Source organism: Pseudomonas sp. BTN1 (assembly GCF_001907715.1).
Classification (GTDB): Bacteria; Pseudomonadota; Gammaproteobacteria; order Pseudomonadales; family Pseudomonadaceae; genus Aquipseudomonas; species Aquipseudomonas paracarnis.
Window position 1 is genome coordinate 119,429 of the sequence record NZ_MPBM01000024.1, and the last position, 13,435, is coordinate 132,863.

Sequence of the window (13,435 nt, forward strand, 5' to 3'; positions counted from 1 at the left end):
CCCCGGCTATAATCAGCGCCACCTTTTGCCGCCATCCGAGTCTAGCCCGCCCATGTATACCCTGGCCCGCCAGCTGTTGTTCAAACTCTCCCCGGAAACCTCCCACGATCTGTCCCTGGACCTGATCGGTGCCGGTGGCCGTCTGGGGCTCAATGGCCTGGTATGCAAGGCACCGGCGAAAGTGCCGGTGTCGGTGATGGGGCTCGACTTCCCCAACCCGGTCGGTCTGGCTGCCGGCCTGGACAAGAACGGCGCGGCCATCGACGGGTTTGCGCAACTGGGGTTCGGCTTTGTCGAAATCGGCACCGTGACCCCACGGCCGCAACCGGGCAACCCCAAGCCTCGCATCTTCCGGCTGCCGGAAGCGGAGGCGATCATCAATCGTATGGGCTTCAACAACCTCGGCGTCGACCATCTGCTGTCGCGGGTTCAGGCGGCAAAGTACACCGGCATTCTGGGTATCAACATTGGCAAGAACTTTGACACGCCCGTGGAACGTGCGGTGGATGACTACCTGATATGCCTGGACAAGGTCTACGCCCACGCCAGCTATGTCACCGTCAACGTCAGCTCGCCCAACACCCCGGGGCTGCGCAGCCTGCAATTTGGCGATTCCCTCAAGCAACTGCTCGAAGCCTTGCGCCAGCGCCAGGAAGACCTGGCCGTGCGGCATGGCAAGCGTGTGCCGCTGGCCATCAAGATCGCGCCGGACATGAGCGATGAAGAAACCGTCCTGGTGGCCCAGGCCCTGGTGGATTCTGGGATGGACGCGGTGATTGCGACCAACACCACCCTCAGCCGCGTGGGCGTCGAAGGCCTGGCCCATGGTGACGAGGCCGGCGGCCTGTCGGGCGCGCCGGTGCGGGACAAGAGCACCCATATCGTCAAGGTGCTGGCGGCCGAGTTGGCTGGGCGTTTGCCGATCATCGCTGTGGGCGGTATCACCGAAGGCAAACACGCGGCTGAGAAGATCGCGGCCGGCGCCAGCCTGGTGCAGTTGTACTCCGGCTTCATCTACAAAGGCCCGGCATTGATTCGCCAGTCGGTGGATGCCATCGCTGCCTTGCGCTGATCAGGCAATAAAAAGGGCTCCATAAAGGAGCCCCTGGGCCGAAGCCCGCCGCCCGGATGGGGCGCGCGTGGTTAAGTCGCTACAAGTTCAAAGATGTGTGTGTCGCAATTAAATCCCCTGATTAGCCGACGGCGTGAAGTTCGTTGAGTCTGTGGATGCCCGCAGTGCCAGTCATACCGTCCCAGTTGTCGCCGCGTCCTTCTCGCCAGCCGTTGATCCAGGCTTGGCGTACCGACGGTAGAGTAAATGGGCAAAGCTCACGGGATTTTCCATGAACGCCATATTGATATCCGCGTAAAAATGCTCTTTCCAACGGATCACGCTTAAGTCTTCTCATAGGGTGTTTCCCTCACTTGTTGACTGTCTAGATATCCTTCGGCCTTGTCCAAGGCCGGGCAGAGTTTTTCTGCCGTTGGTGGGCTCGCTGCCGGCGTGGCGAGCCAATGTGTTGGCACCGTTACGGCGCCAACCTGTGTTGAGTTCTAACCAATAGGTCACATGTATTCAATGATCGTTTTGTCATAAGCACGTAACGATAACGATGCTATAGCCATAAGCTGGGCTGGTTATTCGCCCCTTTTATAGGGCAAAGCCAGCTATGATGTGCCCTGTAAAGAGGAAAGGTTTAATTCCTTAGTGAGAATGCCCGCCTATTGCAGTCGGTTATTATTCGACGAAGGGTCGGAATATTTCTTTTTGTTGCGCAACATTCTTCTTCTGCCTCGCCAATAAAGGCTCAAGAGCCCGCCAGACGGGGTGGAACGGCACATTCGTGCCACGCGAGCACTCTTCGAGAAAAGTGCTTGATTGAAAACCGAACCGGCGATGCGTCGCCGGTTCACTTATTGCTGAAAAGCCTGGAATGCCCCATGTCGGACCGTTTTGAACTCTTCCTCACCTGCCCCAAGGGCCTCGAAGGCCTGCTGATCGAGGAAGCCGTCGGGCTTGGCCTTGAGGAAGCCCGCGAGCACACCTCGGCCGTGCGCGGCATGGCTGACATGGAAACCGCCTACCGCTTGTGCCTCTGGTCGCGCTTGGCCAACCGCGTGTTGCTGGTGCTCAAGCGTTTCCCGATGAAAGACGCCGAGGATCTTTACCACGGCGTGCTGGACATCGAGTGGGCTGACCACATGGTCCCCGACGGTACCCTCGCGGTAGAGTTCAGCGGCCACGGCTCGGGGATCGACAACACCCACTTCGGGGCGCTGAAGGTCAAGGATGCGATCGTCGACAAACTGCGCACCCCGACCGGCGAGCGTCCGTCCATCGACAAGATCAACCCTGACCTGCGCATTCACCTGCGCCTGGACCGTGGCGAAGCGATCCTGTCCCTGGACCTTTCCGGCCACAGCCTGCATCAGCGTGGCTACCGCCTGCAGCAGGGCGCGGCACCCCTGAAGGAAAACCTGGCAGCGGCGATCCTGATTCGCGCCGGCTGGCCACGTATTGCCGCCGAAGGCGGCGCGCTGACCGACCCGATGTGCGGTGTCGGCACCTTCCTGGTTGAAGGCGCAATGATCGCCGCCGACATGGCCCCCAACCTTAACCGCGAGCTGTGGGGTTTCACCACGTGGCTGGGTCACGTCCCGGCGTTGTGGAAAAAGCTGCATACCGAGGCGACTGAGCGGGCGGCCATCGGCATGAACAAGCCGCCGCTGTGGGTACGTGGCTACGAAGCCGACCCGCGCCTGATCCAGCCCGCACGCAACAACATCGAACGCGCCGGCCTGAGCCACTGGATCAAGGTGTACCAGGGCGAAGTGGGCACGTTCGAGCCGCGCCCGGATCAGAATCAGAAAGGTTTGGTGATCTGCAACCCACCCTACGGTGAGCGCCTGGGTGACGAAGCCAGCCTGTTGTATCTCTATCAGAACCTCGGCGAACGCTTGCGCCAAGCCTGTATGGGCTGGGAAGCCGCAGTGTTCACCGGCGCGCCGGACCTGGGCAAGCGCATGGGTATCCGCAGCCACAAACAGTATTCGTTCTGGAACGGCGCATTGCCGTGCAAGTTGCTGCTGATCAAGGTCAATCCGGACCAGTTCGTCACCGGCGAGCGCCGCACCCCGGAACAGCGCCAGGCCGAACGTGAGCAGGCGGCTTACGACCAGGCCCCGAGCGAGCCGGCAGAGCGTCAGTACAACAAGAACGGCAACCCGATCAAGCCCGCCCCGGCCCCCGTGGTGGAACAGGCGCGCTTGAGCGAAGGCGGGCAGATGTTCGCCAACCGCCTGCAGAAGAACCTCAAGCTGTTGGGCAAATGGGCCAAGCGCGAAGGGGTGGATTGCTACCGTGTGTATGACGCCGACATGCCTGAATACTCCATGGCTATCGACCTGTACCACGATTGGGTGCACGTACAGGAATACGCCGCGCCTAAATCCATCGACCCGGAAAAAGCCTCGGCCCGCATGTTCGATGCCTTGGCGGCAATTCCCCAGGCACTGAACGTCGACAAGAGCCGTGTGGTGGTCAAGCGTCGTGAGCGTCAGAGCGGCACCAAGCAATACGAGCGTCAGAGTGCCCAAGGCAAGTTCACCGAGGTCAGTGAAGGCGGCGTTAAGTTGCTGGTCAACCTCACCGATTACCTGGACACCGGCCTGTTCCTCGACCATCGCCCGATGCGCATGCGCATCCAGAAGGAAGCGGCGGGCAAGCGCTTCCTCAATCTGTATTGCTACACCGCCACAGCCAGTGTGCATGCTGCCAAGGGCGGCGCGCGCAGCACCACCAGCGTCGACCTGTCCAAGACCTATCTGGACTGGGCGCGTCGCAATTTCTCCCTCAACGGCTTCTCCGACAAGAACCGCCTGGAACAGGGTGACGTGATGGCGTGGCTGGAAGCGAGCCGCGATGAATTCGACATGATTTTCATCGACCCGCCGACCTTCTCCAACTCCAAGCGCATGGAAGGCATCTTCGACGTGCAGCGTGACCATGTGCAGTTGCTCGACCTGGCCATGGCACGCCTGGCGCCGGGTGGCGTGCTGTACTTCTCCAACAACTTCCGCAAGTTCCAGCTGGAAGACAACCTCAGCGAACGCTATGCGGTCGAGGAAATCAGCGACAAGACCATCGACCCTGATTTTGCGCGCAATGCCAAGATCCACCGCGCCTGGAAAATCACCGCACGCTGATTTTTCTCTGTAGGAGCGAGCTTGCTCGCGAAGATCGTCAACGATAGCGCTGCGTATCGGGTTTAACGCAGCGCTCTCAGGTTCTTCGCGAGCAAGCTCGCTCCTATTGTTTTTGCACTGGTCAAACCCATGACCGATGGCTATAACTTAAGCCCTAGCCAAAGTGACACCCCCGCACACTGGCGCTGTGAGTGTTGCCTATGCCGATGCAAGTCGTTCGCCCGAAAATCCTTGGTTTTATCAGTGAGCAGGCATCGGCTTGGCTGGTGGCATTGGTGGTGTTACTGGTCGGTAGCGCGCTGACGGTGGTCGTCGCGTGGGCGGCTTCGGACCTGTATCAGCAGCAGGTGCGCCAGCGGTTCCAGTTGCTGGTCAACGAACGCTACAGCCGCATCCAGGAACGTTTTGAAGATCAGGAACAACGCCTGGGCAGCCTGCAGCGTTTCTTCGTCAATTCCGCAGAGGTATCCCGCGCCGAGTTCGACGGTTTCGCCAAACCGCTGTTGTTGCATGCCCGTGCCTATGCCTGGGCACCACGGATATTTCGTACGCAGCGCAGCTCGTTTGAGCAGGACATTTCTCGCCAGCGCGGCATTCCCTTCAGTATCCGCGAACTGAATACTGCAGGTGAGTTGGCGCCCGCGGCCGAGCGCGATGAATACGTACCGGTGCTGTACAGCCAGACCCAAAGTTTGCTGGGCTCGCCGCTGGGCTTTGATTTGCTGGCCCAGCCCCTGCGCCGGTCAGCGCTGGCGCGTGCGCAAGAAAGCGGCCAGTTGGCGGTGTCACAGCCCATGCAATTGGTGGGTGTGGAGCCCGCTTATGCGGCAGGCGTGTTGTTGGTGGCGCCCGTGAGCAAAGTCGCAGATGCCGAGCCTTACGGCTTTGTGATGGCGGTGATCAGCATGCGCCAGCTGGTGGCCGAGGGGTTGCCCAGGCCCAACCGGGACAACCTGGTGATGCAGATCGTAGACACCTCCGACACCCAGCAACGGGTGTTGTACGCGTCCAGTAACGCCTTGGGCAGCAGTGGCTTGACGGCTGCACGTCGCCTCACCCTGGGCGATCATGTCTACGCCCTGAGCCTGAGCGCCAGCGAAGTGTTCGACAAGGCCAACCATTCTTCGATGCACGCCATTCTGGCGATGGGCGTGTTGCTCAGCGCCTTGCTCAGTGCGCTGCTTTACATGCTGGTCAGCCAGCGCCAGCGCGCACTGAAACTGGTGGAGCAACGCACCGTTCAATTGCGTGCCCGTGAGCAGGAGTTGCGCGGTGCCCATGGGCAACTGCGCAGCGTGCTGAATGCGGCGACTCAAGTGGCGATCATTGCCACTGACCTGCGCGGTGTGATCAACACCTTCAATGCCGGTGCCGAACAGATGTTGGGCTTTACGGCCGAGGAGGTGCTGGGGCATATGACCTTGGACCGCCTGCACGTGGCCGCGGAACTCGACGCCCGCGCTGAGCCGTTGAGCAGGGCGCTGGGCAAGCGCATTCCAGCGAGCCAGGCGATGCTGGTGGAGAGCCCGGACAGTCAACATGAAGGGCGTGAGTGGACGCTGGTGCGCAAGGATGGCAGCCAACTGACGGTCAACATGTTGCCGACCGTGCTCTTGGATGACCATGGCCTGTGGGTCGGGCACTTGGCGATTTACCTGGATGTCACCGAGCAAAAGCGCGCCTATGAGGCCCTTGCGGTACGCGACCGCCTGCTGAAAAAACTCAGTGCCCATGTACCGGGTGGAATCTTCCAGTTCACTTTGGAACCACAGGACAATTGGCGTTTCATCTATGCCAGCGAAGGCATGCGCGATATCTATGAAATCGAACTGGGCGTGCTGCAGCAGGATGCGGGCAAGGTGCTGGAGCGCATTCACCCTTTGGACCTGGAGCGAGTGCGTGCCTCGATACGCCTTTCTGCGTTGCAACTGAGTCATTGGCGCGAAGAGTACCGCGTGCAATTACCCCAGCGAGGCCTGCGCTGGATTCGCGGCGAAGCGACGCCGGAAGAATTGCCGGGAGGCGGTACGCTTTGGCACGGTTATGTATCGGATATTTCTGATCTCAAACGGGTCGAGGATGAACTGCGCGCACTGTCCATTACCGACTCCCTGACAGGGATCTATAACCGGCGCTATTTCCAGGATCGTCTCAAGGGCGAAATGCTCCGGCTCAACCGTACCTCTGGCGCGCTGTCGTTGATCATGCTCGATATCGACCACTTCAAGCGCATCAACGATCAGCACGGCCATGCCGTGGGCGACGGCGTGTTGCAGGAGTTGTGCAAGCGTATCGGCCAACGCTTGCGCCGTACCGATGTATTTTGCCGGCTGGGTGGGGAAGAGTTTGTGGTGCTGTGCCCCAACACTGATGGCGCACAGGCTTACAGCCTGGCGATGCAGTTGTGGCAGTCGTTGCGTGATGCGGCGATGGAGCCGGTGGGGGTGGTTACCGCCAGCTTCGGCGTGGCCAGTTGGCGGATCGACGAAGGTATCGATGGCTTGCTGCTGCGCGCTGATTCGGCGGTGTACGTGGCCAAGCAGGCGGGCAGGGATCGCGTCGAGGAAGCCCTGACGCTTGAATGATCGTTCCCACGCAGAGCGTGGGAACGATCAGACAGGGTGATGTGGTGCTTTAGAGAACCGGTGCGGCTGCAACGGCCTTCGGCTGGCGATACAGGTCCAGCAGCACCTGATCCAACACCGACGAGGCTCCCCAAGGCTTGGAGTCGTTGAGAATCGCCACCACCGCCCAGGTATTGCCATTGTTGTCGCGGCTGTAACCGGCAATGGCGCGCACGGTGTTCAAGGTGCCGGTCTTCACATGCGCTTCGCCGCGCAGGGCGGTGGTTTTCAGGCGTTTACGCATGGTGCCGTCGGTGCCGGCGATCGGCATCGAGCTGATGTACTCCGCCGCATAAGGGCTTTTCCACGCGGCTTGCAGCATGGCCGCCATCTCGCGGGCGCTGACCCGTTCGGCGCGGGACAGGCCGGAGCCGTTTTCCATCACCAGGTGCGGCGCGGTGATGCCTTTCTTGGCCAGCCACTGGCGCACGACGCGTTGCGCGGCCTTGGCATCGTCGCCATCGGCATCGTTGCGAAACTGCGCACCCAGGCTCAGGAACAACTGCTGGGCCATGGTGTTGTTACTGTACTTATTGATGTCGCGGATGATCTCCGCCAGGTCCGGCGAGAAGGCGCGGGCCAGCACCTTGGCATCCTTGGGCACCGGAGCCTGGATGTCACGGCCCTGGATGGTACCGCCCAATTCCTTCCAGATCGCCCGTACAGCACCTGCGGTGTAGGTGGCGTGGTCGAGCAGCGACAGGTAAGTCTGCGAGCTGCAGCCATCACCCAGTTGGCCGCTGACGGTCACGGTCACGCTGCCGTCGGCAGCGGTCACCGGGCTGTAGCGCACGTCACCGGTGCACTGCTTGGCGTTGGTGACTTTCACCTGGTTGTCGATGCGAATGCTGGCAATCGGCGGCTCGACCGATACGATCACCCGCCCCGAATCATTGCGGGTCACGAAGCGCAGGGCCTTGAGGTTGACCAGCAAGGCGTCGGGCTTGACCAGGAACGGCTTGTTCTCATCGTTGCCGTCGTCGTTGAACTCGGGCAATTGCGGCTGGTTGAAGAAATTGCGGTCTAGCACCAGGTCGCCAGTGACTTGCTGCACGCCATTGGCACGCAGGTCGCGCATCAGCAACCAGAGCTTTTCCATGTTCAGTTTGGGATCGCCGCCGCCCTTGAGGTACAGGTTGCCACGCAGCACGCCGCCGCTGAGGGTGCCATCGGTGTAGAACTCGGTCTTCCACTGATGGTTGGGGCCGAGCATTTCCAGGGCCGCATAAGTGGTGACCAGCTTCATGGTGGAAGCCGGGTTCACCGAGACGTCGGCGTTGAAGACCGTAGGGGTACCAGGGCCGTTCAGGGGCAGCATCACCAGGGACAGCGCGGTATTTTGCAGCTTGGCCTTCTGCAGGGCCTGCGCAACGCTGGGTGGCAGGGTGTTATTGACGGGAGCGGCGCAAACGGAAAAGGCCAGGGGCAAGACAACACTGGCAAGTAACACTGAGCGCAAAGATTTGATCATAAGAAATAAAACCCTACTGCTGAGGAGGGTGAAAAAGGCGAGGGGTATGGAAGAAAATCCCTCATTGGTCACGAAAGTGTCGGCATTATGCCCCAAGCTGGCGCCACGTGTAGCTGAACGATAGCTGCTAATCATGGTTTTTTTGCGCGCATTTGCCCGTCGGTCCCAGAGAGTCGGGCAATTGCCGCCTTAAACTGCTAAAGTGCCGCCCGTTAATACTTATGAGGATTGTTCCAATGGCGACTAACCGTTCCCAGCGTCTGCGCAAAAAACTGTGCGTTGATGAATTTCAAGAGCTGGGTTTCGAACTGAACCTGGACTTCAACGAAGGCCTGAGTGAAGAAGCTATCGACGCTTTCCTCGAAGCATTCATCAAAGAAGCCATGGAAGCCAATGGCCTGGGCTATGTCGGCGGCGATGACTACGGTCTGGTTTGCCTGCAAAAGCGTGGCTCGGTCTCCGAAGAGCAGCGTGCTGCCGTGGAAGCCTGGCTGAAAACCCGTTCCGAGCTGACCAAGGCTGAAGTCAGCCCGTTGCTGGACGTGTGGTATCCGGAAAAGCCGATCAACGCGGCTAAGTGATACTGAAAAAAACGGCGACCTGAGGGTCGCCGTTTTTTTATGCCTTGCGCCAATTCAGAATCAGCAGCGTCAACACCCCCGCCACAATCCCCCAGAACGCCGAACCGATGGAAAACAACGTCAAGCCTGACGCCGTGACCATAAAGGTGATCAGCGCCGCTTCCCGTTCCTTCGGCTCATTCATGGCGATGCTCAAGCCATTGATGATCGAGCCAAACAACGCCAACGCCGCAATCGACAGCACCAGTTCCTTGGGCAGGGCTGCGAACAATGCTGCCAGCGTGGCGCCGAATACCCCGGCAATCCCATAGAACACCCCACACCACACCGCAGCGGTGTAGCGCTTGTTGCGGTCTTCATGGGCGTGCGGCCCGGTGCAGATCGCGGCGCTGATCGCCGCCAGGTTGATGCCGTGGGAGCCGAACGGTGCCAGCACCAATGACGCCAGGCCAGTGGTAGTGATCAACGGCGACGCCGGCACGGTGTAGCCGTCGGCTCGCAGCACGGCTACGCCGGGCATGTTCTGCGAGGTCATGGCCACCACGAACAGCGGAATGCCGATGCTGATGGTCGCCGCCAACGAGAAGTGCGGCGTCGTCCAAACGGGCGTCGCCACCTCCAGATGAAAACCGCTGAAATCCAGCAGCCCCATCAGCCCTGACAAGGCGGTACCGATGAGCAAGGCGGCCAGCACGGCATAACGCGGCGACAGGCGCTTGATGATCAGGTAGGTGAAGAACATCCCCAGCACCAGCCCGGTACGATGCTGGGCGGCGACGAAAATCTCGCTGCCGATCTTGAACAGGATCCCCGCCAGCAACGCCGCCGCCAGTGACGCCGGAATCCGCTTGACCAGTTTCTCAAAGCTGCCGGTCAACCCGCAGAGCGTCACCAGTACCGCGCAGGTGATGTAGGCACCGATGGCCTCGCCATAGCTCACGCCGCCCAGGCTGGTGATCAGCAGCGCCGCGCCAGGGGTGGACCAGGCGATGGTGATCGGTGTGCGATAGCGCAGGGACAGGCCGATGCTGCACACTGCCATGCCGATGGAAATCGCCCAGATCCACGAAGAAATCTGCGCCGTGGTCAAGCCGGCGGCCTGGCCGGCCTGGAACATCAGCACCAGGGAGCTGGTGTAGCCGGTCATCATGGCGATAAAGCCGGCGACGACGGCCGACGCAGAAGTGTCGGCCAGTGGGCGCAAGGGCGCTTGGGTGGCGTCGGTCATGGAGAGGTGTTCCTTATTGCCGGGAATTTGCCGCTGGCGGCTCTGATTCAAGCCTAAACTCAAACGTAACGAGTCATTGCAATACAGCCGAGCCCGCAAACAGCCGTACAGTGTGTTGGCGCAGTGGGTTGTGTACAATGTGCGCTGTTTTTAGGTGATACTTGCCAGCGACACGCTGTTGCCGTATTACCGTTAATTCGCCGTTCTCAAACCCGAGTGCCCATGAACGAACAGTTGCAACCTCTCAAGAAACAACCGCGAGCCGGCAAGGCCGGTCGCAGCGGAACCCAGGACGATATCGTCTATGCGCATATCTTCGAGGCGATCCTTGAACAACGCCTGGCGCCCGGAACCAAATTGAGTGAAGAGGCACTGGGCGAGATCTTCGGCGTGAGCCGCACCATCATTCGCCGCGCGCTGTCGCGCCTGGCCCATGAAAGCGTGGTACTGCTGCGGCCCAATCGCGGTGCGGTGGTTGCCAGCCCAAGCGTCGAAGAAGCACGCCAGGTGTTCATGGCCCGGCGCCTGGTGGAGCGGGCGATCACAGAATTGGCGGTGCAGCACGCCACGGCGGAGCAACTGGCCGAGTTGCGCCAGATGGTCAACGACGAGCGCGACAGCTTCTCGCGCGGTGACCGTGGCGCCGGTATCCGTCTTTCCGGCGAATTCCACTTGAAGCTGGCCGAAGCCGCGAAGAACGCGCCGCTGATCAGCTTCCAGCGCAGCCTGGTGTCCCAGACGTCATTGATCATCGCCCAGTATGAAAGCGGCAACCGCTCGCACTGTTCCTACGATGAGCACACCCAGTTGATCGACGCGATCGAAGCCCGGGATGCGACGTTGGCGGTGAACTTGATGATGCATCACATGGATCACATCGACAGCAAGCTCAACCTCGATGAAGAGAGTGCGTCGGATGATTTGCATGCGGTGTTTTCGCATCTTTTACAGACTAAAAAACCTGGGCGCTCGTCTGTAAAGTTGTAAACCCAATCAAATGTGGGAGCAGGCTTGTGTGGGAGCTGGCTTGCCTGCGATAGCATCACCGCGGTGTAACTGACATACCGCGGTGCCTGCATCGCGGGCAAGCCCGGCTCCCACACAAGCCCCTCCCACATTGGTTTTGTGGGGGGCTCTGAGATCAGCGCTGGTGAACGAGCTGCCCGGCTGCATAGGTTTGCAGCACCGTCCGGTCATCCCCCAACGTCATCAGTACAAACAACGTCTCGGCAATGTTATTGGCCTGTTTCAGGCGGTAGCTCAGCAGCGGCGTGGCGTTGTAATCCAACACCAGGAAGTCTGCATCGGTGCCTGGTTGCAACGTGCCGATCTTGTCTTCCAGGCGCAGCGCTCGAGCGCCGCCCAGGGTGGCCAGGTACAGCGACTTGAACGGGCTCAGCCGCGCACCTTGCAGTTGCATGACCTTGTAGGCTTCGTTCAGGGTTTGCAGCAGCGAGAAGCTGGTGCCGCCGCCCACGTCGGTGCCCAGGCCCACGTTCAAGTTGTGTTTTTCGGCCATCGGCAGGTTGAACAGACCACTGCCGAGGAAGAAGTTCGACGTCGGGCAGAACGCGACTGCCGAGCCGGTCTCTGCCAGCCGTGCGCATTCGTCATCGCACAGGTGTACGCCGTGGGCAAACACCGAGCGCTCGCCGAGCAGCTTGTAGTGGTCGTAGACATCCAGGTAGCCGTTGCGCTCCGGGAACAGCTCATTGACCCACTCGATTTCCTGCTTGTTTTCGCTGATGTGGGTCTGCATGTACAAATCCGGGTATTCGCCCAGCAACTGACCAGCCAGCGTCAATTGCTCCGGCGTACTCGTAGGGGCGAAGCGTGGCGTCACCGCGTAATGCAGGCGCCCCTTGCCGTGCCAGCGTTCGATCAGCGCCTTGCTTTCCTGGTAGCCGGATTCGGCGGTGTCGGTCAGGTAATCAGGCGCGTTGCGGTCCATCATCACCTTGCCGGCAATCATGCGCAGGTCGAGTTTCTCGGCCGCTTCAAAGAATGCATTCACCGATTGCGGGTGCACGCTGCCGAACACCAGCGCTGTGGTGGTGCCGTTGCGCAGCAACTCCTTGATGAAAATATCCGCGACTTCTTCGGCGTGAGCCTTGTCGGCAAACTGGCTTTCACAAGGGAAGGTGTAGGTGTTGAGCCAGTCCAGCAGTTGCTCGCCATAGGCGCCGACCATCCCGGTCTGTGGCAGGTGGATATGGGTGTCGATCAAGCCAGGGGTAATCAGCGCGTCCTGGTAATGGGTGATGTCGATATCGGCGGGCAGGCTCGGCAGCAGGTCGCTGGCGTGACCAAGGGCGCTGATCTGGCCGTTGTCGATCACCAGCAGGCCGTCCTCGAAATATTCATAGGAGGCTTCGATCCCGACCACGGCAGGGTCGGCGATGCTGTGCAGGATGGCGGCACGGTAGGCTTTGCGAGTCAAAGGCATGATCGTCTCGATTTAGATAGCTTGGCTGCGGCGTGAAGCCGGCAGCAGTTTGGCAATAGGTTCGGCGCCGGCAAGGTGCTGGCCGAAATTGGCGTTATAGGTGGCAATGATTTCGCCGGCGATGGAGATGGCGATCTCCACCGGGAGCTTGCCCTTGACCTCGGGGAGGCCCATGGGGCAGCGCATGCGTTGCAATTGCGCGGCGTCAAAGCCGCGATCACGCAGGCGGTGTTCGAATTTGACCCGCTTGGTTTTCGAGCCAATCAGGCCGAAGTAGGCGAAGTCGTTGCGCTTGAGCAGGGCGGCAGTCAGTTCCAGGTCCAGCGCGTGGTTGTGGGTCATGACGATGCAGTAACTGCCTGCTGGCAAGTCGGCAATTTCGTCGACCGGCTCTTCTCTGACGATTTTACGCACGCCTTGGGGGATGTGCTGCGGGAATTCCTGCTCGCGGGAATCGATCCAGCGCACCCGGCAGGGCAGGCTTGCCAGCAATGGCACCAACGCACGGCCGACATGGCCGGCGCCAAACACGGCGATGTGCGCCTGCGCCTGGCCCATGGGCTCGAACAACAGCACGGTGACGCCACCGCAGCACTGGCCCAGGCTGGCGCCGAGGCTGAAGCGCTCCAGATGAGTGTTCTGCTGGCCGCGCACCAACATGTCTCGGGCGATCTGCATCGCCTTGTATTCCAGATGCCCGCCGCCGATGGTGTCGAAGGTGTGCGCGGCGCTGATGACCATCTTGGAACCGGCGTTGCGCGGGGTTGAGCCGAGTTCTTCGATGATGGTGACGAGCACGCAGGGTTCGCCCTGGTTGTGCAGGGTGGCGAGGGCGCTGATCCAGTTGTCCATGTCTACCTCAACATTTCTGCTGTTAGT

At 60.5% G+C, this 13,435-nt stretch carries 10 protein-coding genes; 5 read left to right on the forward strand and 5 right to left on the reverse strand.

What is annotated here, in order from left to right; all coding sequences use genetic code 11:
• Window positions 1-52: 52 nt before the first annotated feature.
• Window positions 53-1,072, forward strand: a complete 1,020-nt coding sequence (locus BMH52_RS11060) for a quinone-dependent dihydroorotate dehydrogenase (RefSeq protein WP_014719474.1) — start codon at window positions 53-55, stop codon at window positions 1,070-1,072.
• Between the two features lie 121 nt (window positions 1,073-1,193).
• Here the strand turns inward: BMH52_RS11060 and rmf are convergent, their stop codons facing one another.
• Window positions 1,194-1,409, reverse strand: coding sequence for a ribosome modulation factor (gene rmf, locus BMH52_RS11065; protein WP_002553055.1), 216 nt, complete (start codon window positions 1,407-1,409; stop codon window positions 1,194-1,196).
• 532 nt (window positions 1,410-1,941) lie between these two features.
• Between rmf and rlmKL the strand changes: the two genes are divergently transcribed.
• On the forward strand, window positions 1,942-4,206 hold the full coding sequence (gene rlmKL, locus BMH52_RS11070) for a bifunctional 23S rRNA (guanine(2069)-N(7))-methyltransferase RlmK/23S rRNA (guanine(2445)-N(2))-methyltransferase RlmL (protein WP_014719473.1): 2,265 nt from the start codon (window positions 1,942-1,944) through the stop codon (window positions 4,204-4,206).
• Between the two features lie 200 nt (window positions 4,207-4,406).
• A complete protein-coding gene (locus BMH52_RS11075; protein ID WP_019820512.1) occupies window positions 4,407-6,791 on the forward strand; it encodes a diguanylate cyclase in 2,385 nt (794 codons plus the stop codon).
• A gap of 49 nt (window positions 6,792-6,840) precedes the next feature.
• Here the strand turns inward: BMH52_RS11075 and dacB are convergent, their stop codons facing one another.
• Window positions 6,841-8,301 (reverse strand): D-alanyl-D-alanine carboxypeptidase/D-alanyl-D-alanine-endopeptidase, encoded by a 1,461-nt coding sequence (gene dacB, locus BMH52_RS11080; protein WP_014719471.1) that lies wholly within the window; start codon window positions 8,299-8,301, stop codon window positions 6,841-6,843.
• A 236-nt stretch (window positions 8,302-8,537) separates the two neighbouring features.
• Here dacB and BMH52_RS11085 point away from each other — a divergent pair, with 236 nt between their 5' ends.
• Window positions 8,538-8,882 carry a YggL family protein gene (locus tag BMH52_RS11085; RefSeq protein WP_003193255.1) on the forward strand — a complete coding sequence of 115 codons (345 nt, stop codon included), beginning with the start codon at window positions 8,538-8,540 and terminating at the stop codon, window positions 8,880-8,882.
• A gap of 37 nt (window positions 8,883-8,919) precedes the next feature.
• On the opposite strand, the gene BMH52_RS11090 is transcribed toward BMH52_RS11085, so the two are convergent.
• On the reverse strand, window positions 8,920-10,110 hold the full coding sequence (locus BMH52_RS11090) for a benzoate/H(+) symporter BenE family transporter (protein ID WP_019820510.1): 1,191 nt from the start codon (window positions 10,108-10,110) through the stop codon (window positions 8,920-8,922).
• 222 nt (window positions 10,111-10,332) lie between these two features.
• Here BMH52_RS11090 and BMH52_RS11095 point away from each other — a divergent pair, with 222 nt between their 5' ends.
• Window positions 10,333-11,097, forward strand: a complete 765-nt coding sequence (locus BMH52_RS11095) for a GntR family transcriptional regulator (RefSeq protein ID WP_014719469.1) — start codon at window positions 10,333-10,335, stop codon at window positions 11,095-11,097.
• Between the two features lie 154 nt (window positions 11,098-11,251).
• Here BMH52_RS11095 and guaD read toward each other — a convergent pair whose 3' ends face one another.
• Both guaD and xdhC read right to left on the reverse strand, forming a co-directional pair.
• A complete protein-coding gene (gene guaD / locus BMH52_RS11100; protein ID WP_014719468.1) occupies window positions 11,252-12,556 on the reverse strand; it encodes a guanine deaminase in 1,305 nt (434 codons plus the stop codon).
• A 12-nt stretch (window positions 12,557-12,568) separates the two neighbouring features.
• Window positions 12,569-13,408, reverse strand: coding sequence for a xanthine dehydrogenase accessory protein XdhC (xdhC, locus tag BMH52_RS11105; RefSeq protein ID WP_073843711.1), 840 nt, complete (start codon window positions 13,406-13,408; stop codon window positions 12,569-12,571).
• Window positions 13,409-13,435 lie beyond the last annotated feature (27 nt).